This is a genomic window from Halocynthiibacter sp. C4, assembly GCF_028823805.1.
Classification (GTDB): Bacteria; Pseudomonadota; Alphaproteobacteria; order Rhodobacterales; family Rhodobacteraceae; genus Falsihalocynthiibacter; species Falsihalocynthiibacter halioticoli.
On the sequence record NZ_JAPEIE010000002.1, the window covers coordinates 871,585 to 896,180 of the forward strand.

Consider the following 24,596-nt stretch of genomic DNA (forward strand, 5'->3'; position numbering starts at 1 on the left):
CAGGACTACGAGATGCGCTTTCGCCAAATACACCTCGACTTTCACACCGCCCCTCAAATTACAGATATCGGTTCACAGTTTGATCCTGCCGACTTCGCCAAGGCGTTCAGTGATGCGAAGGTGGATTCGGTAAATGTTTTCTCCAAATGCCACCACGGATATTCCTATCACCCGACCAAAGTCGGCGAGATGCACCCCCATTTGGACAGCGACCTGATGGGCGCGCAAATCGAAGCATTGCAAGGCGTCGGGATCAAAACACCGGTTTATCTCTCTGCGATCTGGGACGAACTCGCTGCGCAACGCCACCCTGAATGGCGCGTCGTCGCACCGGATTTCAGCCGCCCGCTTCAGTTCCCGGGTGACAACAAACACGAAGGTGTTTGGAAGTATCTGGACCTGTCATCGCCCTACACTGACTACCTCTGCGCCCAAATCGACGAAGCCGTCACTCACTACCCACAGATGGATGGATTGTGGATCGATATCTGCTTCCAGAAGCCATCGGTTTCGGTTTGGGCGCAGCAAGGGATGGAGGCCGAAGGTCTAGACTGGACCGACGCCGAACATCGCGACCAATTTGCCGAACTGACGTCCATGCGGTTCTTTGAGCGCGTGAAAGCCATTGCCGACAAAGGCGATGTGCCGCTGTTCTTTAACCTTGGTCACATCCGCCGCGGGCGCTCTGAGGTTCTGCGCAAATACTTTAGCCACATCGAGATCGAGAGCCTGCCCACTGGACAATGGGGCTATGAGCACTTCCCCGTCTCCGCACGTTATGTCGAGCCTTTGGGCATGCCATTCCTCGGAATGACAGGCAAATTCCACCATATGTGGGGCGAAATGGGCGGATATAAAAAGCCTGAAGCGCTTGTGTATGAATGCGGCGCAATGCTGGCGCAGGGCGCGCGGATTTGCATCGGCGATCACCTGAACCCGTCTGGCAGCGTCGACCACTCAACCTATAAAATCATCGGTGAAGCCTATGACCATGTAGAGGCTTGTGAGCCTTGGGCGATCGGCAGCACCAACAAAGCAGAAATCGGTGTGATCTCGCACGAGGCAGTTGGTCACCCACTGTTCTCTGACGTCCCAAGCCACCACAGCAATGTGGATGATGGGACCGTGCGCGCGCTTCTGGAAAACCGCTTTACGTTCGATCTGTTGGATGACGATGCTGATTTCTCACCCTATCGCCTGATCATCCTGCCCGATGCGATCCCTGTTTCAGAAGACCTGAAAACGCGGCTCGATGCCTTTATCGCAAACGGTGGACGCCTATTATTGACCGGCGCGAGCGGCATTTCGGACGACGGCATGCTATACCCTGCTGGCGCAACGCACCACGGAGTTTCCAAATTCACGGGCGGCGATTATGCGCTTCCAATCGAAAGCCTGCGTGCCGAGTTTGTGAATGATCCGATGTTTATGTATCAAGCGCCGCAGCTTTTGGCCGCGGACGATGCGAAAAGCCTCGGAACACTGTTCAACCCGTACTTTAACCGCGAAAAACAATACTTTAGCGGCCACCTACACACACCAGCACGGCCGGAGCCAAGCGGGTTTGTATTTGGTGCGAGCGATGGCGCGGTGACGCGTTTGGCGCATCCCGTATTCTCGATCTATCACCAAACAGGTGCCGTTGCGCTCTTGCAGATTATCGGCAACGTCGTGCGGCAGGCGCTTGGCCAACCACAGATGATCCAGACATCTCTTCCAACTGCGGGGCGTGCGACACTGCGCGCGCAAGACGGGCGCGATGTACTGCATATGCTGTTCGCAACACCGGTCCAGCGCGGCAACCTGCGCGGCGATGCGATCCAACCCATTCAGGACATCATCCCGCTGCATGACATCGAAGTCGACGTCGAAGCAGACGATATCTCCGCTGTTAAAATCGTACCGGAGGGTCGCGAGCTTCCATTCGAGGCCAAAGACGGTCGCGTGAAATTCACTGTGCCTGTCCTAAAGGGGCATGCCATGATCGAGTTGACCCGCGCCTAACCACGGCAATACGGTCAAATCAAACACCCGCTGGCCTCCACTCCAGCGGGTGTTTTTTATGTCGCGATACCAAACAAAAAAGGGCAGCACGGATGCTGCCCCCTCATTTTAGTAAATTCTTTTCAGTAACTTAGATTTCTGCGCCGTAGGAAGCATTCTTCTGAATGGCGTCCCAGTCCCAAGCGATGCCGAGCCCGGCTTCATCTGATGGATAAGCGCGCCCATCTTTCATTGTAATGCCGTGCTCTGTGATCAGATCAAGCTGCGGAATATACTCAAGCCACTGTGCGTTGTTGATCCCGCATACGAGCGGCAAATGCAGCTCCATGAGGAAGTGCGGACAGACCACAACGCCATGTGCTTCCGCCAATGCAGCAACCTTGAGCCACGGTGTGATCCCGCCAATCCGCGCAACATCAACCTGAATGATGCTGGCCGCGCCATGCACCAGATATTCCTTGAATTGGCTAAGGGAATAGATGCTCTCACCAACAGCAATCGGAACCGATGTCGAACGCGCAAGTTCGGCGTGAGCCGTGACGTTATCGGCCTTGAGGGGTTCCTCGAACCAAGCGATGCCCTGCTCTTCGAGCATTTTCGCACGGCGAATGGATTCCGAGAGCGAGAAGGACTGGTTCGCGTCGGTCATGATGTCGAAATTATCACCTACGGCCTCACGCACAGCAGCCAGACGCTTGGCATCTGTTGCCACATGGGGATGGCCGACTTTGTATTTAGCCCCGCCGAATCCTGCGGCTTGTTTCGCCAGCGCATCCTCGACCAAAGCAGGCGTTTCAATCTGAAGCCAACCGCCCTCTGTCGAGTAAACAGGAATGCTTTCGCGCGCGCCACCAACAGCTTTCCACAGTGGCAACTTCGCGCGTTTACACGCCATATCCCAAAGCGCTGTGTCTACTGCAGCCAGCGCGAGCGATGTGATCGCCCCGACCGAAGTCGCGTGCGTTTGAAGCAGAAGTTCGTGCCAAATTCCGCCGATTCGCTCGGGGTCTTTGCCAATGAGCGCTGGCGCGAAACTCTTCTCAAGAAGCGCCACAACCGAGGGGCCGCCGGTACCGATGGTATAGCAGTATCCGGTTCCGCAGACACCGTCGCTGTCGGTGATCGTAACCAGCGGAGTTTCCTGACAAGTAAAGGTTTGAATGGCATCTTCGCGCAGTGTTTTTGGCGCAAGATTCACCATCGTTATCTCGACACGTTCGATTTTGGGCATAGTTCGTTTCCAGGCATCTAAATTCAAAGCTGCTGATCCAAATTTTCTGGCATCAGCTCATTTATGCTTATTGCATGCAATATGCATATTAGTCTATCCTGTTTTTGCCAGACAACACTACAGGATCAAAAAAATGCCCAATACTTTCGGGGCCACCCCCCAAGTCGATCAATTTATGGACATGCGCTACGGCCTCTTCCTTCATTGGAACCCGTCAAGCGTTGCAGGACACGAAATCAGCTGGTCGCGTGAAGGCGATAAGCCCGAAATCTACCTGAAAACCCGTGGTCGCGATGTATCCCCGCGCGTGATGATTCCCGCCGAGCTATATGATTCGCTCTACAAGTATTTCGACGCTCGTGATTTCGACGCGCCCGCTCTAGTGGCCAAAGCACAGGACTGGGGTTTCAAATACATTTACCTCACCACCAAACACCACGACGGCTTTTCGAACTTCGATACTGCGCACAACACCTACAAGGTGACTGCGCCCGAATGCCCCGCCGGTCGTGATCTGACCAAAGAGCTCGCGGATGCCTGCCACGAAGCGGGTATGGCGTTTGCTGTTTATTATTCACAGCCTGACTGGCACCACCCCGATTACCGGACCGAAAATCACCAAAACTACATCGACTATCTGCACGCGCAGGTCGAAGAGCTTTGCACCAAATACGGGAAGATCGCGGCATGGTGGTTTGATGGCCTTGGTGGAGAAGGCAACGTAACAGGTCGCGCAGCGCCAGAGCCGTTTTACAAGCCACACGACCCAACCCTCTGGGACGCTGAAAACCTCATCAAAAAGATGCGCAAATGGCAGCCTGACATGGTTATCAATGACCGTTGTGCTATGCCCTGCGATTTTTATACACCAGAGCAGCGCGTTGGGGACTACAACCCTGATGAGGCATGGGAAGCCACAATCACGCTTGGTGACCAGTGGGCCTATTCCTTTAACGAAGTCGTCAAAACACCCGAAACATGCATCAACAATATCGTTGATTGCGCCACTGGCGGCGGCAACTTTGTTCTGAACATCGGCCCAGATCGGCACGGCATTGTTCCCCCCGAACAAGAACGCGTGCTCAACACCGTTGGCGACTGGATGAAGAAATACGGTCACACAATCTATGGCACACGCGGCGGCCCATACCCACGCTGGACATGGGGCGGATCGACCCACACGGGGACAACCGTTTACCTTCACGTGAAGCGTTGGCCGGAAAAAGGCGACCTTCTGGAGCTTCATCTTGGCGGCTGTAACGTCAAGTCTGTTGAGATGGTAACACCCGGCACCGTGAACTGGTCGGTTGAAGGTGAATATCTCCACCTTGTTTTGCCGTTGAAATATCAAGACGGGCTGGACAATATCGTCAAGCTGGAGTTTGATAAGCTCCCAGTATTTAAGGGTTAAATTCATGTCAAATCGTTCCGAAAAGGCCGAAACCTATGCACCCACGCGGCGCAACCAAATGGTATTCGACACCCTTTGCGAAGCGATCAAAGACGGCACATTACCCAAGGGGCTTGTCCTCACACAAAGCAGCATCGGGCGCTTTTTCGGCGTAAGCCGCGCGCCCGCTGCCGATGCGCTGGAACGCATGGAAAAAGCTGGCCTGATCAGCCGTTTTGACGGCCGTGGGTTTATGGTCGGAAATGGCCGAGACAAACCGATCCGAATGGAAATGGACCAGACAGACCTCAAAAGCCCTGTCGACAAGGGAGAGGTGCTGGTCAACCGTTCTTGGCGCGACACACTCTATCCAACTGTTGAAATCACCGTTGCCGGCTGTGTGCGTTATGGCACGTTTTCGATCGGCAGCACCGCGCTGGCCGAGCACTATGGTTTCTCACGCACAACATCCCATGAAATGCTAAGCCGCCTGGAACGGGTCGGCTTGATCGAGCAAGGCGCAAACGGCCGTTGGCGCGCCCCGGCTCTCACGTCCAAAGACGTTAGCGATTATTACCAGATCCGCCGCCTGCTTGAGCCTGTTGCGCTCGTTGAAGCGGCAAAAGAGCTTGGGCCCGATGTTGTTGGCCCAGCGTTCGAATTTGTTGACCGCCTTCTGCAAAGTGGCGTCCGCCCAAAGAAAGAAGACATTACAACGCTTGAAGACGATCTTCACGGCAAGCTGGTCTTGGGCTGTCCCAACCGCCACATGAGCGAGACGCTCTATCGAAGCCAGCTCCTCTTGCTTGCTCCGCACAGCGTCACCGATCGTTACCTACGTCGCAACGAGATGAACCGCCTGATCAGCGACCACTACCGCGTCTTGCTTCCTCTGAGCGAAGGGCGGCTTGATGAGGCCGCGGACATGATGCGCGCGCACCTTGTACAGGCGGAGCGTGCTACGTTGGAGTATTTCGAAGAAGAGCCAACGCCACCAGAGGGGCTCATTCCGCCCTATATGAAGCGGATCTCCTAACTCACAAAGTTCGAAACACACAAAAACGGCGCCCATTTGGAGCGCCGTTTTTTGTTTTGTCTGACTGTCACCCAAAAGAATGGCCCCCTTCCAAAAAAGGGGGCCAGTTAGGGGAGGTAATTCTATTTTCCCATTCCAGCAAAGGCGCGCACAAAGTGCTTCTGGGCCAGGACGTAGATCACGAGAAGCGGCACCATCATCAGGTTCACGACTGCGAGAATTTTGGGCCAGTCGCTGCTGTATTCGCCTTGGAACTGCATAATGCCATTGGTCCAGAGACGGCGCTCCTCACCGCTAGTGGCAATAGAGGCCCACAGGAACTCGTTCCAAACGCTCACGGTCTGAAAGATCACGACACTCAACACCGCAGGAGCAGAAAGCGGAAGGACCACGCTAAACAGGATGCGCCAAGGAGAACACCCATCCAGCCGCGCAGCCTCTTCCAACTCCTCGGGGAAATCGAGGAAGAACGAATACAAGATCACCACAGAGAACGGGATACCAATCGCGATATGCGGCAAGATTAGGCCCGCAAAGGTGTTGAGCATGCCGAAGTCATCCACAATCCGATAAAGCGGGATCAAGATAGAGTGGATCGGAATCGCATAGGTCAAAACGATCAAGAGATAGATCGTTTTACGGCCGATAAACACACGCCGCGCCAGCGCATAGGCGGCCATGATCGACACGATCACCATCGGCACCACAGAACCAATCGTCACCACCAGCGAGTTCCAGATGTAATGCTGGAAGCCGCTTTCAAAGATGTTGAAATAGTTCTGCCATTGGATGCTGTCTGGCAAACCGAGTGGCGAAAGGAACACCTCGCGGCGGGTTTTGACCGAGGCCAACATAACCCAAACGATCGGAACCAGAACCACCACGCAGTAAGACACGAGGATAACATAGGGCACGTTCCGGCGGAGCCAGCGCACGACAGGGTGGCTCTTGTGGCTTGCGCGAACAACGGCGCGGTCGGTGTGTGTGACTGCTGACATGGGTTATTTCCGTTTGCGTGACGTGAGGACCTGAAGGGATCCGAATAAGATTGCGACGATGAGCACGACCACTGACATACCGGCGGCATAGTTTGGTCGGAACAGTGTAAATGCGCTCTCGACGATGTAGGTACCAAGGACCTGTGTCGTGTTACCTGGGCCACCGCGGGTCAGGACATAGACGATCTCGAAGGTTTTGAACGACCCAACAATCACGATGAGCGAACAGAGGATCAGCGCGCCCTTAACGCCGGGCAATGTGATGTGAAAGAACGTCTGGATCGCAGAGGAGCCATCTAGGCGCGCAGCTTCATAGAGGTCGCGCGGGATCGCCTGCATCGAGGCCAACATGATTGTCATCATGAAACCGATGTAGTTCCACGCACCAACAGCAACGATTGAGTAGAACGCGAGGTCGGGGTTTCCAAGGAAACCTTGGGACGGCAATTTGATACCGACAGTATTCGCCAGCTGACGCACCATACCGAAGTTCGGTTCAAGTAGCATGGACCACACCACACCAATCGCAACGGGCGCAATCACAAGCGGCGCAAAGATAATTGTCCGCATCGTTGTGGAGAACCGACGCACGCCACGGTCAAGTAGAGCAGCGAAGATCGTCCCTATCCCGACCTGAAACACTAGGTTGCAGAGGATGAACAACAGGTTGTTTTTCATCGCGATCCAGAACACAGGATCGCCAACCATCTCGCGGTAATTTGCAAGGCCGACAAAGTCACCGCCACGGTTGGGCGAGGCATAAAGCGACGTGAAAATGGCTTCGACTGCGGGCCAGACAATGAAGATTGAAAACAGCAACAACGCGGGCAAAACCATCACGAGGTCGAAGTAGGTTCCGTGTACTTTGCGGTTATAAATCATCATCGTATTCCGAATTGGGGAATTGGGATAAGTGGCGGCGCATAAAGGGATACTGCGCCGCCTGTTTACGCGATTACATCCGCGACTTTGCTTCCAAAGCCTGAGTACGCACGCGTTCCATGAACTCTTCTGGTGTGACCGTTCCGGCAACCAGATCCTGACCCGACTTGAGGATCACATCGCTTACCGAAGTCTCAACGATAGTGTTGAGTGGTGGCACCGATACGTTTGCCTGAGCAACACGGTTCAGCAGGTCAACCGACTCTTTCGGAAGGTCACCTTCTTTGAGCGCTGTTGCGTTCGCAGAGAGCTGACCTGCAAGACGCGCCTGAAGGGCGTGCATCTCTGGGCTCAGCAACCAGCTGAGGAACTTGAGAGTCGCCTCACGCTCTTCTGTCGCTGCAGAGACCTGATACCCCTGAACACCAACGAGCGCACCAGTTTGGTCTCCTGCTCCGCCTTCAACTTTCGGGAACGGGAATGCAGAGTATTTGCCTTCGAACCCTTCGGAGTTGAAGATCGGCGGGCACCAGCTTCCGCAGAATGTCATCGCCGCAAGCTCTGTAGCGAACATTGTGCGAGACACGCCAGGATCAACCGAGTTGATACCATCGTTGAAGCAGCCTTCGGTTTCCAAACGTTTGAAATCTTTCAACGCGTTCAGGTAACCCGGATGCGCCCAAAGGTTTTCTTCGTCGTTGGTCAGGTGCCAGTCACCTTGCATCGTCTCCAGATCAACATGACGCTGGAACAAGATGGTCAGGTAGTGGTTGATCGTCCAGCTTTCCGATGCACCGAAAGAAACGGGCGTCATCAACGGATCGATTTCGCGGATCTGGTGACACATGCCAATCAGCTCGTCGATTGTTTCTGGAGCTGTTAGATTGTTTTCCTCAAAGAACGCATCGTTCTTCCAGAAGTACTTTGTGTACAGCTGGCCAGGCGCGCCATAAAGACCATCTTTATAGCGGAACTGGTCCACAACGCCTGCGGGCGCTTCGCCCCAAGCATCGCCACGCTCATAGCTATCGAGGATATTCTCGGCAACGCCGCTATCCACGAAATCATTTGCAAAGGAACCAGCCCAAACAAAGTAAAGATCGGGCGGAGAGTTAGACTCAAGCATCACTTTGATGCCAGTCTTATATGGCTCGTTTGCAACCCAGCTATAGTCGATCTTGATGTCTGGGTTTTGCTCTTCGAACAGGCGGATCGCTTCCTTGTTAAAGGCTTCGCGCTCTGCGCCCATTCCTTGGAAAACAACTGTTGTTTCCGCAGTGGCCACATTGGCCAGCAACGCAGACATAGCGATGCCCGTTGCGTATAGTCCGTTCTTAATCATGAGTTCCTCCTCCGTTGAACGTGATGTTATTTCGTGTTGTTGATGCGTTTGCCCGAGGCGCGGTCAAAGAGGTGACAGCGCGACAGGTCGAATTGCAGGTCGATAGCTTCGCCCACCTTAAGTGCTCGTGGTTTCAGCATTTTTGCGATCCACTCGCTTCCGGCGAAGGGGAAGAATACAAGCGTCTCGCCCCCCAAAGGTTCAGATAGGTTGACGGTCCCCTTGCTGTTCCAAGGCTCGTTAACTTCCATACCGTGCCCACTTAGAACAATGTCATCGGGACGCAGGCCGAATGTCACCTTGTCACCAGCAGAGAGGCCCTCGAACCGCGCGAGATTGACAGGGAGCTTGGTGCCATCCTCAAGAACAAGGCCGCCATCGGCAACCTCAGCAGGCGTGAGGTTCATGGGCGGAGAGCCGATGAAGGACGCCACGAATTCAGATTCGGGGTGGTTATACACCTCGTCAGGCGCACCGGCCTGTTCGATATGTCCGCCACGCATAATGACAATACGATCCGCCAAGGTCATCGCCTCGACCTGATCGTGCGTCACGTAAACAGTTGTCGCGCCGACCTCTTGGTGAATGCGCTTAATCTCTGTGCGCATCTGGGTGCGCAGCTTGGCGTCGAGGTTGGACAGCGGCTCGTCAAACAAGAATACATCCGGACGACGCACAATCGCACGCCCCATCGCAACGCGCTGGCGCTGACCGCCCGAAAGATCCGCAGGGCGGCGATCAAGGTATTCTTCAAGGTGCAGAATACGCGCAGCCTCTTTGACGCGCGCATCAATCTCGGCTTTCGGCTTACCTGCCACCCGAAGCGCGAACGACATGTTCTTGGCAACCGACATATGCGGATAAAGCGCGTAGGATTGGAACACCATCGCGATACCACGGTCCGCAGGGTCAAGATCGTTGATCACTTGATCATCAATCGAGATGGTCCCGCCCGTAATATCTTCGAGTCCGGCCAGCATACGAAGGGTCGTCGACTTGCCGCATCCCGAAGGACCAACAAGCGCCACAAACTCCTTGTCACGCACATCAAGATCAATGTCGTGAATGACCTGTGCAGAGCCATAACTTTTTCTCAGAGCATCAATTTTGACTCGAGCCATGTTCGTTCCATCCGTCGTTTCGATGCTCGCTAGGTTTCCATAAATGATTACTGTATGCAATATGCATTTTTGTTGAAATCGACATTTTTTTCGATTATTCAACAAAAACAAGGCACAGGTCGCTTCGTCATATATGAATAGATAATTCTTATTTGCATTATGTATTGACCCAATATCCTGCCCCCTCTACCGTCCGGCCAAAAGGAAGGCACATGGCCCAGCAAAAGAAGCTCGAAGACCCAGTAAAATATCGCGCTCCGGCCCTTGAGAAAGGGTTGGACATTATTGAGTTGCTGGCCGCGCACGAGAGCGGAATGACGCAATCCGCAATCGCGAAATCGCTCGATAAATCACAGGGCGAAATTTACCGGATGCTCTCGACTTTGGTGCGCCGCGGCTATGTCTCGCGTGTTGCAAAAGACCAATATTCGTTGAGCTTGAAGCTATTTTCCACGGCCCAGCAGCACGCACCAATCGAGCGTGTTCTGGAGGTTGCGCAGCCTCTTATGCGGCAGTTCGCGCGCAGCATTCGCCAGTCCTGTCATATCGTCATGGAGAACGACGCAGCGATCGTTGTGATTCTCTCTGTAGAGGCACCTGGCAATTGGGGTTTGATGATTCGAACCGGCGCTGTGCTTGGGCTCTGGAACTCGGGCGCAGGTCGTGTTCTTGCGGCCTTCAGAAGCGAGGCCGAGCGCGAGGAGCTTATCAGCGGGCATGCGCCGGTATCTGGCGAACCGCCCCTCGACCGCGACAAGTTCCTAACCGAAGTCGCAGAGGTCAAACGACGCGGCCACTATAACAAGAAATCCGAAACGCTCTATGGCGTGACCAACCTGACATACCCGATATTCGACCCATCGGGGAATGCTATTGCCGCCCTAACCTGCCCTTATCTTGAGCGCGTTGACGGCCACAAAGCCGCCTCGCGCAAAGACGCCGCACGCGAAATCTCAAAGATCGCTGAAGAACTCAGCGCCTATTTCCGTGGCGAACACTTAACCGGAATGGAAACCAAATGACCAAACTTTCTCTCCCTGAACGCACATTAGCCAGCGGCGCCCTCAGCTTGCCAGTCCTCGGTTTTGGCGGCGCTCCGCTTGGTGGTCTGTTGCAAGCGAACGACAATACCGCAGCACGTGAAATGATGGCCCGAACACGTGACGTTGGCTATCGCTATTACGATACCGCGCCATTTTACGGCTTTGGCCGCTCGGAACGTATGGTCGGCGATGCCATTCGCGATACAGACTATATCCTCTCAACCAAAGTCGGGCGGCTTATGAAACCAGGTCTCCCTGCGGATGCAGGCGCGCTTGGCTGGCCTGATGCGCTGCCCTTCCATCAGGTGTTTGACTATGGATATGACGCCATTATGCGCTCGTTCGAAGATAGCCTTCAGCGCCTTGGTCTTGATCGGATCGATATGTTGTTGGTGCATGACATTGGTGAAATGACCCACGGCGAAGACAATGCTCGCCATTTCAAAGACCTCGAAGAGGGCGGTTATCGCGCGCTCGACGAATTGCGCAAGAACGGTCAGATCAAAGCAATCGGCATCGGTGTGAACGAAACGAAGGTCTGCCGCGATTGCCTCAAGATTGGTGATTGGGATGCGTTTCTCCTCGCGGGTCGCTACACCCTTCTGGAACAAGGTTCTTTGGACGATCTGCTTCCCGAATGTGAGGAAGCGAAAACCTCAATCATCCTCGGTGGCCCATATAACTCCGGCATTCTTGCTGGCGGTGATACATGGAATTATGGCGCGGCCCCTAAAGATATTGTCGCCCGCGTAAAGCGCCTAAAGGCCACCGCACAGGACCACGGCGTCCCGCTCGCTGCAGCAGCGCTTCAGTTCCCGCTCGCGCATCCACTTGTGGCGTCCGTAATCCCTGGCCTGCGCAATACAGCTGAACTCGACCAGACTCTCGAATGGGCCTTTACCGAAATTCCAGAAGCATTCTGGTCTGATCTCCGTGCGCAAGGCTTGCTTCACGAGCAAGCCCCAACGCCCACTTCAACGCCATACAAAAAGGGATAGATATGCGGATTGATGCACACCAGCATTTCTGGGCACTCGCCCGTGGCGACTATGATTGGCTCACGCCGGAGTTGGCGGATATCTATCGGGATTTTCTTCCGGCCGATCTCGCACCAATGCTTGAGAAAGCAAAAATAGACGGAACAATCGCAGTTCAAGCTGCACCAACAGTGGCCGAAACAGAGTACCTTCTGGAGTTGGCTGCAACCCACGAATTGATCAGCGGCATTGTCGGCTGGATTGATTTTGAGGCCGAAGACGCAATCGCTACGCTTGGGAGACTCGCCCGCGACCCGCATCTTGTAGGTGTTCGGCCGATGATCCAAAGCATTCCGGACCCTGACTGGATGCTAAACGAGCAATTCACATCTGTGTTTGACGCGCTTCAGGCTCACAATCTTGCCTTTGACGCGCTGACCTTCCCGATCCATCTCGACAACCTACACACGCTTCTCACGCGCCACAGCGGACTGACTTGTGTGATCGACCACGCCTCTAAACCGCAAATCCGCAACGCGGAATTCGACGGTTGGGCCAACGGCATGGCCAAGATCGCCAACGACACCACCGCCTATTGTAAATTGTCGGGCCTCGCCACCGAGTCCGATGATCGTTGGTCGTTTGAAGCGGTGAAGCCCTTTGTGGACCACCTACTCGAAACATTCGGACCATCGCGCCTCATCTGGGGAAGCGACTGGCCGGTCTGCACGCTGGCCACGACCTATCAGGAATGGGTCGGAATGACAGAACAGTTTCTGGCCTCGCTCTCTGAAGAGGAGCGAGCCGCGATTATGGGTGGCAACGCCCAACGCGCCTACAAATTAAAGGACAAATCATGACAAAACTCTCCCTTCCCGACGGTATTTGGCTCGGGCGAATCGAACGCACGGGTATTGGCCCAGCCATCGTGACGCTTCGCGACGGCCAACTCTTTGACATCACCAGCAAAGAAGCCCCGACCGTGCGTGATATTCTCGAACGCCAGGACGCTGCCGCCTATGTGAAATCCGCCAAAGGCTCGCTAGTTGGCTCTTTGGATGACGATCACTCATGGCTCGCACCCTGCGATTTGCAATCTGTCAAAGCATGCGGCGTGACCTTTGCCGGCTCTATGGTTGAGCGCGTGATCGAAGAGCAGGCCGCAGGCGACGCTTCTAAAGCACAAGACATCCGCGCTCGGATCGGCGCGCGAATTGGCGACAGCCTTTCAAACATCACGCCCGGATCGGAAGAAGCCGAAGCTGTGAAGCAGGCCTTGATTGCCGAAGGGTTGTGGAGCCAGTATCTCGAAGTTGGTATCGGCCCAGACGCAGAAGTGTTTTCAAAGGCGCAGGTCCTCTCCTCGGTCGGCCATGGCGCAGATATCGGGCTACACCCCATCTCAAACTGGAACAACCCGGAACCAGAAGTCGTGCTTGCCGTGAATTCTCGGGGCGAGATTAAAGGCGCAACGCTCGGCAATGACGTGAACCTGCGCGATGTCGAAGGTCGCTCCGCGCTCTTGCTTTCCAAGGCAAAGGACAATAACGCATCCTGCTCCATCGGCCCGATGATCCGCCTCTTTGACGATAGCTTCACGCTCGACAACGTTCGTAATGCCGAAGTTGACCTGCGTGTTGAGGGCGAGGATGGCTTCCTGCTCGAAGGCCATTCTTCGATGAACCAGATCAGCCGCGATCCCGCAAATCTTGTCAAACAGACAATCGGACGGCACCACCAATACCCCGACGGCTTCATGCTGTTCCTCGGCACGCTCTTTGCTCCGACCCAAGACCGCGACACACCCGGTGGTGGTTTCACCCACAAAATCGGCGACGTCGTGACAATCTCTTGTGATGATCTTGGAGCGCTCACCAACACGGTGAAACTCTCGACCGAATGCCCCGAGTGGACATTCGGCGCCCGCGCACTCATGACCAACCTCGCAAGACGCGGGTTACTTTAACTCATAGATTGGTGTGGGCGGGGTTCAATTTAACTTCGCCCGCGCTAAAAAACACTGCTAGCAGCAGTCCAGAGTTCACAGCTTCGTGATGATTTGATCCATAGCGAATTCGTCCGCGTATTAACCTTCGTTAACACATTTTGGAGGATATTATGAAAATCATCGCACTTACCGCCGCTTCGCTCATCGCGCTTGCACTCCCTGCCACTGCTGCAGAAGTTCAAACTAAATCCGGCAAAACTGTTTGGACAGTTGATAGCCTGAGCCCACCCGCCGGAACAAACAATGGCGGAAAAGGCAAGACAGACAAGGCCAGCAAAGGCTTGGTCAACGCCGTAACAAAAGGCGGTCTTGTTCTTAAGTAAGTTTCAGTTCCCGTCTTTTCGAACAAGCAAAACTGACCCAAAGAATACACTAAGGGCCCCTGTGAATTTCGCAGGGGCCCTTTCTTATTCTTTCAGATCTTATTCCGGATGGAAACAGGCGACGCCATGCGCATCGCCCTCAAGCGCGGGGCGGCCTGTGCGGCACTCCTCGGTTGCTTTCCAACAGCGCGGCGCGAATGCGCATCCGGGAAGGTTATCAAGCGGGGAAGGCAATTCGCCTTCAAGCTTAATGCGCTCCTTCGTGGCTGTAGGATCGGCTCGCGGCGTGGTTGAGAGCAGGGCCTTGGTATAAGGGTGCTTTGGCGCGGCAAAGATTTCCTCTTTGCTTGCGCGCTCAACAGCACGCCCCAGATACATCACGATCACCTCATCGGCGAAATGCTTCACAACCGAAAGGTCGTGCGAGATGAACAGATACGCCAACCCAAGGCGCTCTTGCAGTTCCACCAGAAGGTTAAGAATTTGGCTCTGGATGGAAACGTCGAGCGCGGAAACAGGCTCGTCGAGCACAACGACGCGCGGCTCAAGCATCAGCGCGCGCGCGATCGAAATCCGCTGACGCTGTCCACCGGAGAACATATGCGGGTAGCGGTCGTAATGTTCCGCACGTAGCCCCACCAATTCGATCATTTCCCGCGCCTTGGCTTCGCGTTCCTGCTTGGACATATCAGGACGATTGATGATCAGAGGCTCCTGAAGGATGTAACCGACTTTCTGACGCGGGTTGAGAGAGCCATATGGATCTTGAAACACGATCTGGACCGAACTTCGAAGCGAGGCCCAATTGTCAGGCGTCACATTGTTATCGTCGATCTCAAGCGTGCCTTCCGTCGGCTCTTCAATCATCGTAATGAGCCGCGCGAGCGTGGACTTACCGCAGCCGGACTCGCCCACAACCGCAAGAGTTTTGCCAGGACTAAGTTCAAAATCAACGCCCGAAAGCGCGCGCACGATTTTGCCTTTACTCAGAAGTCCGCCGCCCACTTCATAGTGACGGGCCAGCCCCTTTGCCTTTACAATCGGAGCATTCATGAGACACCTCTTTGTTCTTTTTCAAGTGGGAAGTGGCAAAGCGCACGGCCAAACTCGTCACCACTTGGGACAGGTGGCGTTGTGTGACACTTCTCTTGAGCGTAAGCGCAACGTGGCGCGAACAAACATCCTTTGGGCCGATCAAATTGTCCTGGAACAACGCCGGGAATGGTTGGCAGAAGCTTGCTCGTTGCCCGTTCCGGAAGCGCGTTCAACAGCGCAGATGTGTAAGGGTGATACGGATGCTCAAACAGGTCGCGAACTGGCTGTTCCTCGGCCCGTTGGCCCGCGTATTGCACGCTCACGCGCTCGGCGGTTTCAGCCACAACACCCATGTCATGCGTGATCAGCACAAGGCCCATCCCCGTTTCGTCACGAAGGGAAACCAGCAGATCAAGAATTTGCGCCTGAATAGTCACGTCGAGCGCTGTTGTCGGCTCGTCCGCGATCAGGAGTTTGGGCTTACAGGCGATCGCCATCGCAATCATAACACGCTGGTTCATCCCGCCAGACATCTGGTGCGGGTACACATTCAAACGGCTTTCCGGCGCGGGGATCCCCACATGCTCAAACAGCTCAATTGCGCGTTTGTGACGATCCGCACGGTTTAGCCCCATATGCAACCGCAGTGCTTCCTTGATCTGGAAACCAACTGTGAAACAAGGGTTGAGCGAGGACATTGGCTCCTGAAAGATCATGGCAAGGTCTTTGCCGATAATCTTGCGCCGCGCACGCGGGGTGATGCTACGAAGATCAATGCCCTCGAAGCTCAACTCGTCCGCGGTGATTGTTGCAGTCCACGGCAAGAGGCCCATAAGCGCCAGCATAGACACGGATTTGCCCGAGCCGCTTTCGCCAACAATTGCCATGACTTCGCCCTTCTCGACGGTCATATCAACGCTATCAACCGCGCGGAACTGGCCAGAGGCCGTTGCGAAATCGACCGAGAGGTTTCGGATTTTCAGCAGGCTCATATCATCAGCTCCGCTTGAGTTTCGGATCAAGAGCGTCGCGCAAGCCGTCGCCCATCAGGTTGATCGCCAGAACAGTGACGAGAATTGCAAGGCCCGGGAAGGTCACAACCCACCACGCCCTCAGGATGAATTCACGTGCTTCAGCGAGCATAGTGCCCCACTCTGGTGTAGGCGGTTGCGCACCCATTCCAAGGAAACCAAGCGCCGCCGCATCAAGGATCGCTGTCGAGAAGCTAAGCGCGCCCTGAACAATAATTGGTGCGAGACAGTTCGGAAGCACGGTTATGAACATCAGCCGCGATTTTCCGGCCCCAGCAACACGCGCGGAGGTCACGTAGTCCTTTTGCCGCTCTGCCAAAACAGACGCCCGCGTTAGGCGCACATAGTGAGGCTGAAACACAATCGCAATCGCGATCATCGCATTGGTCAGCGACGGCCCAAGGATCGCCACCAGCACAAGCGCAAGAAGGAGCGACGGGAAAGCGAGGATAATGTCCATCACACGCATGATGATGGTATCGATGATCTTGGGCGCAAAGCCCGAGAGCAGACCGATGATAATCCCACCCGACGCCGCAACAGACACAACGACGATCCCAACAAAGAAGGAATAGCGCGCTCCGTTGATGAGCCGCGAAAGCATATCACGGCCAAGCGGGTCAGTTCCAAGCGGGAACGCCCAGCTTCCGCCCTCCTGCCAAAACGGCGGTTGCAGGATATGGTCACGGAACTGCTCTGTCGGGTCATAGGGTGCGATCAGCGGGCCAAAGACCGCCAAAAATGCAAACCCAAGAAACACCCACATGCCGATAACAGCACCGCGGTTTTCGCTGAAATAGTACCAGAATTCACGCAGGGCACTCGGACGAATCTCCTTGACCTCCGCGGGTTCGGTGGTGTTGGCCACTTGATCTGTCATGACCGCCTCCGGATTTTAGGGTTGATCGCGCCATAGAGCAGATCAACAGTCAGGTTTACGATCATCACAATGACCGCGATCATCAACAGGCCGCCTTGCACAACGGGGTAGTCGCGGCGGAAGATGCTATCTACCATCCACTTACCAATACCCGGCCAGCTAAAGATGGTTTCGGTAAGAATAGCGCCAGCAAGCAGCGTACCAACACTCAGGCCGATCACTGTAACAACGGGGATCAACGCATTGCGCAGCGCGTGAAGGCCGTTAATCCGCGCAGGCGCGAGGCCCTTTGCGCGGGCGGTCCGGATGTAATCCTCGCCGAGAACCTCAAGCATGGCTGAACGCGTTTGGCGCGCAATCACCGCTAGCGGGATGGTACCAAGCACAATGGTTGGCAACACAAGATGATGCACCGCCGAAGCAAACGCGCCTTTCTGACCGGACAGCAAACTGTCGATCAGCATAAAGCCCGTCACATCGTCAAAGAAGAACATCAAGCTGATGCGTCCGGAAACCGGCGTCCAGCCAAGGTTGCCGGAGAAGACGATAATAAGCAGCAACGCCCACCAGAAGATTGGCATCGAATACCCGATGAGCGCAGACGACATTAGAGCACGATCAAAGAATTTGCCGCGGTTCACAGCTGCGATAACACCCGCCGGAAGGCCGAGCACAATCGCAAAGATCATCGCACAGATCGAAAGCTCAAGCGTAGCAGGGAATAGGGCAAAGAATTCGTCCCACACTGGCTTTTTGGTGATGAACGATTCACCAAGATCGCCTTGCAGCACGCCCGTCAGATAGCTCCAGTATTGCTCGATCACGGGCTTATCAAAGCCCAGCTTCACGACCATTTCCTGATAGCGTTCTTCGGTCATTCCGCGCTCACCGGCCATAACAATGATCGGATCGCCAGGAAGCACCCTGATGAACATAAACGAAATAAGGGTCACGCCGATAAACGTCGGAACGAACGTGGCCAATTTACTCAGTAAGAATCGTAGCATTAGCGCCCCACGATGGTCAGAGTTTTGGGGAAGGAGGTCAGAGACCTGCATCCGGTTTCGGTTACAAGCACGTCATCCTCGATGCGAACACCAAAGTTGTCGAGTTGATAGAGGCCAGGCTCGTTGGTCCAGACCATGCCTTCGCGCATGACCTCCGTATTGCCGCGCATGATATAAGGTGCCTCGTGAACCTCGCGACCCAGACCGTGGCCTGTTTTGGTGCGGATACGGTCCGCAAAAGGCGACGCCTCAAGCACACCGGTCACGGCATCATCAATGTCATGCGCCGTCACGCCTGGCTTGGTGACGTCAAAACCCTTGAGGTTGGCGGCAAGCACAGTTTCGTAAACTGCACGCCCCTCATCGCTCACGTCCCCAACGAAGAATGTGCGGGTGATGTCGGCGGCAAATCCGTTCTTGCGCGCTCCAAAGTCAAAGAGCAGAGCATCACCTTTCTTAACGCGGTAGTCCGTGCGGGCCTTTGCGTGCGGGCGGGCGGTGTTATCACCAGCGGCAACAATCGGCGTAAAGGCTTGATCGTCTGCACTTTCGGCAAACAAGGCCTGCACCAGCGCCTGTTCAATTTGTTTTTCTGTTTGGCCGATTTCAACGCCTTCGAGAACGCGGGCCAAAGCGCGTTCGGAGATATCAATCGCAACCTGAAGCGCGGCGATATCTTCTTCGGTTTTGATAACTCGAAGGCCCGAGATTGCCTTTTCCCCGTCAATGATCTCAAGATCCGGCTGCGCCTTTTTCAGAGCGTCTGATACGAAAAACCGCATCACCTGCCCTTCGACGGCAAGGGAGCGAATGTTGAGATGCTTGGTCAACGCGGAAAACGCCGCGTGATATCCATCCTGATCTCGCCAATCAAAAACCTCGCCCTCAAAACCGACAAGCGCCCAGCTTCCCAACTCTAGGTTCGGAACAAGCGCGGCCGCGGGGCCGTTCGCCGGAATAACTGCGAGAAACGGTCGCTCATGCGACATGAATGGCTTTTTGAATGCGCGGTTGAAATTCGGTCCTGGCACAAGGGCCACCGCATCAACAGACAGGTCGCGCGCAACCTGACGGTAATCGGACAAAGACGACATCGGAACCTCTTAACGAGAAACAGCAAAAGCCGGAGCCGCGCCTTTGAAAGGGCGGCCCCGGCGATTTCAAGAGAGTGATTACTCTACGCTTACGCCATAGAAGATGTGGCCACCGAGTGGGTGTACTTTGTAGCCTTTAACTTCGTTGCGCATTGGCATGTAAACAACCGAGTGAGCGATTGTTGCCCAAGGAGCTTGCTCTTTGAAGATAACCTGTGCTTCTTCATAAAGTTTAGCACGCTCGGCCTGATCTGTGACCTGCTTGGCCTTGAGAATCAGCTCTTCGAATGGCTCGTGGCACCACTGTGCACGGTTGGACGCTTCAACACCGTCACAGCCCAAAAGAACTGCGAGGAAGTTGTCAGGATCGCCGTTGTCACCAGTCCAGCCGAGAAGAACAGCGCCGTCACGGTTGAGGTCTTTGGAGCGGTCAAGATACTCGCCCCACTCGTAGGATACGATCTCTACATCAACACCGATCTTGCTGAAATCTTCTTGGATCAGCTCGGCCATACGACGTGCGTTCGGGTTGTAAGGACGCTGAACAGGCATCGCCCAAACCTTCATGCTCAGATCAGTTACGCCTTCAGCTTCAAGCATCGCTTTTGCAGCTTCTGGATCGTAAGCATCGTCAACGATTGCGTCGTTGTAGCCCCACATTGTTGGTGGGATCGGGTTCTTAGCAACTTCGCCGGACCCTTGGAAAACAACGTCGATGATCGCGTTTTTGTCAATCGCCATGTTCAGGGCCTTGCGGACCTTCGGATTGTCAAACGGAGCCATTGTTGTGTTGTAAGCCAAATAGCCAACGTTCAGACCCTCTTGCTCCATCATGGTGATGTCGCCATCTGCTTGCATCGCTTCGATGTCAGCTGGGTTCGGATATGGCATGATGTGGCATTCGCCAGCCTTCAGCTTCTGGTAACGAACAGAGGCATCCGGTGTGATCGCGAAGATCAGGTTTTCAACATCAGCAGGCTCTTTCCAGTACTCGGCATTCGCCGCATAACGGATAACCGCGTCTTTTTGGTAAGCCACGAATTTGAACGGACCAGTACCAATTGGCGCTGTGTTCATTTTTTCTGGTGTGCCAGCGTCAAGCATTGCCTGACCGTATTCAGCCGAAACGATCGAAGCAAAGTCCATTGCGAGGTTTGCAACAAACGGCGCTTCTGGCTTGGTCAGGGTAACTTTGATTGTGTAGTCGTCGATTTTCTCGATGGACTCTACAAGATCTGGCATACCCATCGCTTGGTAGTATTCCCAAGTACCGCCGGAGTAGCTGTTGTATGGGTGATTTTCATCGCCCTGACGCTGGAACGAGAAGATCACGTCATCTGCGTTGAAGTCACGTGTTGGCGTGAAGTCTTCGTTGGAGTGGAACTTAACGCCCTTACGGAGTTTGAATGTATACTCCAGACCGTCTTCGCTCGCCTCTACGCTTTCGGCAAGGCCAGGAACAACGTTGGTTGTGCCGGTTTCGAATTCCAGCAGGCGGTTATAGATCGGGTGCGAGGATGCATCAAAGGTTGTACCCGCTGTAAACAGCGCAGGGTCAAAACCTTCAGGCGAACCTTCCGAGCAGTAAACCAGATTGCTGGCGAATGCTGTTGACGCGGAAAGCGCCAATGCAGCGGTAGCCATGGTCAAGGTTGATTTCATGATTATCTCCCAAATGGATCCGTTCGTTTTTTTCAGATGCTTCAGAGCGCCCCTCCCGTCGAACGGTCACGTTAAAATGCACGGGCGGGTCTGAATTCTAGATTTTGGATACAATATCCATATTCAGAATCTACAGTCAAGCACTCCTAGGGTAACACAACTCGGCCAACAAGAGCCAAAAACCATGCTCGATTGACGCAGGTGAAAAGTCCCTTTGTTCATAGGGAGTTAACCGATGCATGCCATCAAAATTTTTTCCTGCCAATTCGCAGAAACGCAAAATCTCATTCCGCAGATTAGATATGTTGACGAAAAATCACAGCGATTCCGGCCTGACGTAGGGTAAATTTCCGGGGGCAAAACCACAGAATCGGACGGGCATTTAAGCGCAGATTCGGGGCGTTACGACCACTCCCCTTTGGTTCGCCAAGTGCACTCGAAAGCAAGCAGCATATCGCCCTGCAAAATCACAAAACCTCTATTTCACAACAAGTTAAGGACAGAAAAGCGTTTGCAATTCCTCTTTCTTGGCTTCGCCGTAAATTTTATATTGGATTTTGGATACAATCTGCACTATTAGAATTTCCACAACAAAAATTAGGGAGTTCTCAATGTATAAAAAACTTGCCGCAATCGCGGCCATCGCAACGCTTTCGACGGGCCCTGCCCTCGCTGACACTCTGGATGACGTCGTAGATCGCGGCACGCTGCGATGCGGTGTGGTCCTCGATTTCCCGCCTATCGGATACCGCGACGCCAACAACGAACCCGCGGGTTTCGACGTGGATTATTGTAACGATCTGGCCGAGGCTCTTGAGGTCGAAGCTGAGGTTCTCCCTGTGACATGGGCCGAGCGCCTGCCCGTTATTGTGACCGGTCGCGCTGATGTTGTTTTTGGCGCAACCTCTGACAGCCTCGCCCGCGCCCGTACCGTCGGCTTTACCATTCCTTACGCGATTTACTATGCGCAAGGCGTCGTAAACAAAGACAGCGGCATCGAAAGCTTTGAGGATATTCGCGGCAAACGCGTCGCCGCCGCTATTGGTACGGTTCCTGAACAGGAATGGCTCAAGATCGCGGCTGAGTGGGGCGAAGAGAAGAACTATCAGGGGTATCAGTCCGAGAACGAAGTGTTCCTCGCTGTCGCACAAGGCAAGGCTGATATCGGCATCACCACAAACACCGCCATTCTCCCGATTACCCAGCAATATGACTCGGTTGTCGCTGGCCCACGCATGCCTTGGACCACCGATTACACCTCGGTCGTTGGCAAACGCGAAGACGTTACCTGGCTCAACTATCTCAACCTATTCGTCACCCATCAGGTTCGCTCTGGTCGCTACGACGAACTGTGGGGGAAATATGTTGGTGGTGACGCACCTGAACTCCGCATCCCAGGCGTGATGTACTAAGCCCGCCACTCACGGAAACGCTCCTGCCCAGACTGAGGGCAGGAGCAACGGAAACCGAAATTATGTTTGATTACAACTTCCATTGGCGGCCCGTTATGAAGAGCCTGCCTGACCTGCTTGACGCAGCATTCCTGACGCTACAGGTGGCTGTATTGGCAATGGTTCTAGGCATCATCATCGGGCTCTGCCTTGCGCTTATTCGCATGCATATGAAGGGGCCCATTCGCTGGCTCGCCAGTTGTTGGGTCGAGCTTGCCCGCAACACCCCCGCGCTGTTTCAGCTCTTCTTCTTCGGGTTTGGTCTCGGCGCATTTGGCCTTCACCTCTCGCCTTACATGATCGTGCTTGCGGGGCTAACTTTTAACTGCGCAGGCTATCTGGCCGAAAATTTCCGTGGCGGGTTTAACGCGGTGCCTGACACCCAGCTCCGCGCATCCCGCAGCCTCGGTATGACCGCATGGCAGGCCTATACCCGCATTGTTATCCCACAGGTCTTTCGCATCGTTTATCACCCGATCACCAATCAGATGGTCTGGGCGGTACTTATGTCATCCCTCGGAATGCTTGTTGGCTTTCGCGAACTCTCTGGTGAGACGCAGTTTTTTGCCAGTCGGACGTTCCGCATTTTTGAATACTTCGCCGTCACGGCGGTCATCTACTACGTGATCGTCAAGCTCATCCTCATCGCCTCGCGCCTCTTGGCCACACGGCTCTTTCGGTACTAGGGGGCTGTCATGGAACCAACAATTAGCTTCTTCAGCGGGTTTACCCCGAACGATCTTCTGTTTCTTGGCGAAGCGGCGCTCCGGACTCTGTGGATATCGGTTTTGTCCATCACAATCGGAACCGCGCTCGGCGTGCTCTTTGGCTGGGTGCTCTATGAAGGCAAGCTTGCGGCCACTTTAACGGTCGCTCCGGTGCTGGATATTTTCCGCTCTGTACCGCTCATTATCCAACTGGTGTTGTTTTATAACTTCGCACCAATTGTCGGGCTGAACCTTGATCCTTTTGCATCCGGCGTGGTGATCCTCACGATCTATACCGCGTCTTTGGTGGCCAATGTGGCACGCGGCGGGATCGAGGCGGTCGAGACACCGATGCGCCGCGCTGCCCGCAGCCTTGGCATGACCTATTGGCAAGACCTGCGCTACGTGGTGTTTCCGATTGGCGGCCGCGCGGTTTTCCCAGCTTGGGTTGGCGTGGCACTTGGGGTCATGAAAGACAGCGCGCTTGTCTCGGTTCTTGGCTATGTCGAACTGCTCAAGGCCAGCCAAATTCTGATCACCCGAACACAGGAACCCTTCCTGATCCTTACAATTGCGGGCGCCTTCTATTTCGCGCTCAGCTATCCAATTTCGCGCTATGCCGCGTCGCTTGAAAGAAAGTGGGCCCAATGATCGAAATCCATGATTTGCACAAGTACTTCGGCACTTTGCACGTGCTCAAAGGTATCGACCTCAACGTCGAAAAGGGCGAAGTCCTCTCTGTGATCGGGGCGTCTGGCTCTGGGAAATCAACGCTGCTTTACTGCATCAATGGGCTTGAGCCCGTACAGCAAGGCCGTGTTGTCGTTGACGGCACCGATGTCCACGCCAAAGGCACGGATATCAACAAATTACGGCAGCGCCTTGGGATGGTATTTCAGCAATGGAACAGCTTTCCGCACCTCACCGCGCTGGAAAATGTCGCCCTTGCCCCCAAGATCGTGAAAGGCAAATCCAAGGCCGAAGCGCGCGAGATCGCGGCCCAACAGCTAAGACACGTGGGCCTTGGCGAGAAGCTGGACGTCTACCCCTCCGCCCTCTCCGGCGGGCAGCAGCAGCGTCTCGCCATTGCGCGCGCTCTGGCGATGGAGCCTGAATACATGCTATTTGATGAGGCAACCTCCGCGCTGGACCCTGAGCTTGTGGGCGAGGTGCTTGAAACCATGCGTATGCTTGCCGAAGAAGGGATGACCATGATTTGCGTCACACATGAAATGGGCTTTGCCCGCGACGTATCGGATCGGGTCGCCTTTTTCCATCAAGGTGTGATGGAAGAGATCGGACCGCCGGAACAGATATTCAGCAACGCCCAATCCGAACACACCCGCAAATTCCTCGCCAATGTTCGCTAGAAAC

23 protein-coding genes are annotated in these 24,596 nt (G+C 54.6%); 12 read left to right on the forward strand and 11 right to left on the reverse strand.

Translation table 11 applies throughout. The features are described from left to right. The first annotated feature begins 12 nt into the window (after window positions 1-12). Window positions 13-2,004: an alpha-amylase family protein gene (locus OU789_RS11460; RefSeq protein ID WP_274655730.1), complete on the forward strand. Its 1,992-nt coding sequence runs from the start codon at window positions 13-15 to the stop codon at window positions 2,002-2,004. A 130-nt stretch (window positions 2,005-2,134) separates the two neighbouring features. On the opposite strand, the gene OU789_RS11465 is transcribed toward OU789_RS11460, so the two are convergent. After that, on the reverse strand, window positions 2,135-3,235 hold the full coding sequence (locus OU789_RS11465) for a mandelate racemase/muconate lactonizing enzyme family protein (protein ID WP_263952335.1): 1,101 nt from the start codon (window positions 3,233-3,235) through the stop codon (window positions 2,135-2,137). Window positions 3,236-3,368: 133 nt separating this feature from the next. On the opposite strand from OU789_RS11465, the gene OU789_RS11470 reads away from it, so the two are divergent. Together OU789_RS11470 and OU789_RS11475 are read left to right on the forward strand one after the other, a co-directional pair. Continuing rightward, window positions 3,369-4,646: an alpha-L-fucosidase gene (locus OU789_RS11470; protein ID WP_274655731.1), complete on the forward strand. Its 1,278-nt coding sequence runs from the start codon at window positions 3,369-3,371 to the stop codon at window positions 4,644-4,646. Window positions 4,647-4,650: 4 nt separating this feature from the next. After that, window positions 4,651-5,661: a GntR family transcriptional regulator gene (locus OU789_RS11475; RefSeq protein ID WP_274655732.1), complete on the forward strand. Its 1,011-nt coding sequence runs from the start codon at window positions 4,651-4,653 to the stop codon at window positions 5,659-5,661. Between the two features lie 122 nt (window positions 5,662-5,783). Here the strand turns inward: OU789_RS11475 and OU789_RS11480 are convergent, their stop codons facing one another. The 4 genes from OU789_RS11480 to OU789_RS11495 all read right to left on the reverse strand — a co-directional run bounded on the left by OU789_RS11480 (window position 5,784) and on the right by OU789_RS11495 (window position 10,004). Beyond that, a complete protein-coding gene (locus OU789_RS11480) occupies window positions 5,784-6,659 on the reverse strand; it encodes a carbohydrate ABC transporter permease (protein WP_274655733.1) in 876 nt (291 codons plus the stop codon). Window positions 6,660-6,662: 3 nt separating this feature from the next. Beyond that, window positions 6,663-7,541: a carbohydrate ABC transporter permease gene (locus OU789_RS11485; protein ID WP_274655734.1), complete on the reverse strand. Its 879-nt coding sequence runs from the start codon at window positions 7,539-7,541 to the stop codon at window positions 6,663-6,665. Between the two features lie 73 nt (window positions 7,542-7,614). Then, entirely contained in the window at window positions 7,615-8,883 is a 1,269-nt protein-coding gene (locus tag OU789_RS11490) for an ABC transporter substrate-binding protein (protein ID WP_274655735.1), read from the reverse strand. A 26-nt stretch (window positions 8,884-8,909) separates the two neighbouring features. Continuing rightward, the gene (locus OU789_RS11495; protein WP_274655736.1) at window positions 8,910-10,004 is read right to left on the reverse strand and encodes an ABC transporter ATP-binding protein; all 1,095 of its coding nucleotides are present in this window, start codon (window positions 10,002-10,004) and stop codon (window positions 8,910-8,912) included. A gap of 212 nt (window positions 10,005-10,216) precedes the next feature. Here OU789_RS11495 and OU789_RS11500 point away from each other — a divergent pair, with 212 nt between their 5' ends. The 5 genes from OU789_RS11500 to OU789_RS11520 all read left to right on the forward strand — a co-directional run bounded on the left by OU789_RS11500 (window position 10,217) and on the right by OU789_RS11520 (window position 14,355). Continuing rightward, a complete protein-coding gene (locus OU789_RS11500; protein ID WP_274655737.1) occupies window positions 10,217-11,026 on the forward strand; it encodes an IclR family transcriptional regulator in 810 nt (269 codons plus the stop codon). After that, complete coding sequence (locus tag OU789_RS11505) at window positions 11,023-12,045, forward strand: aldo/keto reductase (protein ID WP_274655738.1); 1,023 nt, start codon at window positions 11,023-11,025, stop codon at window positions 12,043-12,045. Before OU789_RS11500 ends, OU789_RS11505 begins: the two co-directional genes overlap by 4 nt. A gap of 2 nt (window positions 12,046-12,047) precedes the next feature. After that, entirely contained in the window at window positions 12,048-12,884 is an 837-nt protein-coding gene (locus OU789_RS11510; protein ID WP_274655739.1) for an amidohydrolase family protein, read from the forward strand. Further along, entirely contained in the window at window positions 12,881-13,990 is a 1,110-nt protein-coding gene (locus OU789_RS11515; protein ID WP_274655740.1) for a fumarylacetoacetate hydrolase family protein, read from the forward strand. Before OU789_RS11510 ends, OU789_RS11515 begins: the two co-directional genes overlap by 4 nt. A gap of 152 nt (window positions 13,991-14,142) precedes the next feature. Next, the gene (locus tag OU789_RS11520; RefSeq protein ID WP_274655741.1) at window positions 14,143-14,355 is read left to right on the forward strand and encodes a hypothetical protein; all 213 of its coding nucleotides are present in this window, start codon (window positions 14,143-14,145) and stop codon (window positions 14,353-14,355) included. Window positions 14,356-14,454: 99 nt separating this feature from the next. Here OU789_RS11520 and OU789_RS11525 read toward each other — a convergent pair whose 3' ends face one another. The 6 genes from OU789_RS11525 to OU789_RS11550 all read right to left on the reverse strand — a co-directional run bounded on the left by OU789_RS11525 (window position 14,455) and on the right by OU789_RS11550 (window position 21,064). Continuing rightward, entirely contained in the window at window positions 14,455-15,408 is a 954-nt protein-coding gene (locus OU789_RS11525; RefSeq protein WP_263952323.1) for an ABC transporter ATP-binding protein, read from the reverse strand. Further along, window positions 15,405-16,382 carry an ABC transporter ATP-binding protein gene (locus OU789_RS11530; RefSeq protein WP_263952322.1) on the reverse strand — a complete coding sequence of 326 codons (978 nt, stop codon included), beginning with the start codon at window positions 16,380-16,382 and terminating at the stop codon, window positions 15,405-15,407. The genes OU789_RS11525 and OU789_RS11530 overlap by 4 nt, the downstream gene beginning before the upstream one ends. Before the next feature lie 4 nt (window positions 16,383-16,386). Continuing rightward, window positions 16,387-17,301: an ABC transporter permease subunit gene (locus tag OU789_RS11535; RefSeq protein ID WP_263952321.1), complete on the reverse strand. Its 915-nt coding sequence runs from the start codon at window positions 17,299-17,301 to the stop codon at window positions 16,387-16,389. Beyond that, complete coding sequence (locus OU789_RS11540) at window positions 17,298-18,308, reverse strand: ABC transporter permease subunit (RefSeq protein ID WP_263952320.1); 1,011 nt, start codon at window positions 18,306-18,308, stop codon at window positions 17,298-17,300. The genes OU789_RS11535 and OU789_RS11540 overlap by 4 nt, the downstream gene beginning before the upstream one ends. Then, window positions 18,308-19,402 (reverse strand): M24 family metallopeptidase, encoded by a 1,095-nt coding sequence (locus OU789_RS11545; protein WP_274655742.1) that lies wholly within the window; start codon window positions 19,400-19,402, stop codon window positions 18,308-18,310. The genes OU789_RS11540 and OU789_RS11545 overlap by 1 nt, the downstream gene beginning before the upstream one ends. Window positions 19,403-19,480: 78 nt before the next feature. Further along, window positions 19,481-21,064, reverse strand: coding sequence for an ABC transporter substrate-binding protein (locus tag OU789_RS11550; RefSeq protein ID WP_263952318.1), 1,584 nt, complete (start codon window positions 21,062-21,064; stop codon window positions 19,481-19,483). 611 nt (window positions 21,065-21,675) lie between these two features. On the opposite strand from OU789_RS11550, the gene OU789_RS11555 reads away from it, so the two are divergent. The 4 genes from OU789_RS11555 (at window position 21,676) to OU789_RS11570 (ending at window position 24,592) form a co-directional block, all read left to right on the forward strand. Next, window positions 21,676-22,476, forward strand: a complete 801-nt coding sequence (locus OU789_RS11555; protein ID WP_263952317.1) for a transporter substrate-binding domain-containing protein — start codon at window positions 21,676-21,678, stop codon at window positions 22,474-22,476. Between the two features lie 62 nt (window positions 22,477-22,538). After that, on the forward strand, window positions 22,539-23,201 hold the full coding sequence (locus OU789_RS11560) for an amino acid ABC transporter permease (RefSeq protein ID WP_263952316.1): 663 nt from the start codon (window positions 22,539-22,541) through the stop codon (window positions 23,199-23,201). A 9-nt stretch (window positions 23,202-23,210) separates the two neighbouring features. Then, the gene (locus tag OU789_RS11565) at window positions 23,211-23,873 is read left to right on the forward strand and encodes an amino acid ABC transporter permease (protein WP_263952315.1); all 663 of its coding nucleotides are present in this window, start codon (window positions 23,211-23,213) and stop codon (window positions 23,871-23,873) included. Beyond that, entirely contained in the window at window positions 23,870-24,592 is a 723-nt protein-coding gene (locus OU789_RS11570; protein ID WP_274655743.1) for an amino acid ABC transporter ATP-binding protein, read from the forward strand. The genes OU789_RS11565 and OU789_RS11570 overlap by 4 nt, the downstream gene beginning before the upstream one ends. Window positions 24,593-24,596 lie beyond the last annotated feature (4 nt).

Excerpts from the sequence above, each read along its gene's own strand:
- OU789_RS11460 (WP_274655730.1), top strand. The coding sequence starts at position 13 with ATGCGCTTTCGCCAAATACACCTCGACTTTCACACCGCCCCTCAAATT.
- OU789_RS11465 (WP_263952335.1), bottom strand. The coding sequence starts at position 3,235 with ATGCCCAAAATCGAACGTGTCGAGATAACGATGGTGAATCTTGCGCCA.
- OU789_RS11470 (WP_274655731.1), top strand. The coding sequence starts at position 3,369 with ATGCCCAATACTTTCGGGGCCACCCCCCAAGTCGATCAATTTATGGAC.
- OU789_RS11475 (WP_274655732.1), top strand. The coding sequence starts at position 4,651 with ATGTCAAATCGTTCCGAAAAGGCCGAAACCTATGCACCCACGCGGCGC.
- OU789_RS11480 (WP_274655733.1), bottom strand. The coding sequence starts at position 6,659 with ATGTCAGCAGTCACACACACCGACCGCGCCGTTGTTCGCGCAAGCCAC.
- OU789_RS11485 (WP_274655734.1), bottom strand. The coding sequence starts at position 7,541 with ATGATTTATAACCGCAAAGTACACGGAACCTACTTCGACCTCGTGATG.
- OU789_RS11490 (WP_274655735.1), bottom strand. The coding sequence starts at position 8,883 with ATGATTAAGAACGGACTATACGCAACGGGCATCGCTATGTCTGCGTTG.
- OU789_RS11495 (WP_274655736.1), bottom strand. The coding sequence starts at position 10,004 with ATGGCTCGAGTCAAAATTGATGCTCTGAGAAAAAGTTATGGCTCTGCA.
- OU789_RS11500 (WP_274655737.1), top strand. The coding sequence starts at position 10,217 with ATGGCCCAGCAAAAGAAGCTCGAAGACCCAGTAAAATATCGCGCTCCG.
- OU789_RS11505 (WP_274655738.1), top strand. The coding sequence starts at position 11,023 with ATGACCAAACTTTCTCTCCCTGAACGCACATTAGCCAGCGGCGCCCTC.
- OU789_RS11510 (WP_274655739.1), top strand. The coding sequence starts at position 12,048 with ATGCGGATTGATGCACACCAGCATTTCTGGGCACTCGCCCGTGGCGAC.
- OU789_RS11515 (WP_274655740.1), top strand. The coding sequence starts at position 12,881 with ATGACAAAACTCTCCCTTCCCGACGGTATTTGGCTCGGGCGAATCGAA.
- OU789_RS11520 (WP_274655741.1), top strand. The coding sequence starts at position 14,143 with ATGAAAATCATCGCACTTACCGCCGCTTCGCTCATCGCGCTTGCACTC.
- OU789_RS11525 (WP_263952323.1), bottom strand. The coding sequence starts at position 15,408 with ATGAATGCTCCGATTGTAAAGGCAAAGGGGCTGGCCCGTCACTATGAA.
- OU789_RS11530 (WP_263952322.1), bottom strand. The coding sequence starts at position 16,382 with ATGAGCCTGCTGAAAATCCGAAACCTCTCGGTCGATTTCGCAACGGCC.
- OU789_RS11535 (WP_263952321.1), bottom strand. The coding sequence starts at position 17,301 with ATGACAGATCAAGTGGCCAACACCACCGAACCCGCGGAGGTCAAGGAG.
- OU789_RS11540 (WP_263952320.1), bottom strand. The coding sequence starts at position 18,308 with ATGCTACGATTCTTACTGAGTAAATTGGCCACGTTCGTTCCGACGTTT.
- OU789_RS11545 (WP_274655742.1), bottom strand. The coding sequence starts at position 19,402 with ATGTCGTCTTTGTCCGATTACCGTCAGGTTGCGCGCGACCTGTCTGTT.
- OU789_RS11550 (WP_263952318.1), bottom strand. The coding sequence starts at position 21,064 with ATGAAATCAACCTTGACCATGGCTACCGCTGCATTGGCGCTTTCCGCG.
- OU789_RS11555 (WP_263952317.1), top strand. The coding sequence starts at position 21,676 with ATGTATAAAAAACTTGCCGCAATCGCGGCCATCGCAACGCTTTCGACG.
- OU789_RS11560 (WP_263952316.1), top strand. The coding sequence starts at position 22,539 with ATGTTTGATTACAACTTCCATTGGCGGCCCGTTATGAAGAGCCTGCCT.
- OU789_RS11565 (WP_263952315.1), top strand. The coding sequence starts at position 23,211 with ATGGAACCAACAATTAGCTTCTTCAGCGGGTTTACCCCGAACGATCTT.
- OU789_RS11570 (WP_274655743.1), top strand. The coding sequence starts at position 23,870 with ATGATCGAAATCCATGATTTGCACAAGTACTTCGGCACTTTGCACGTG.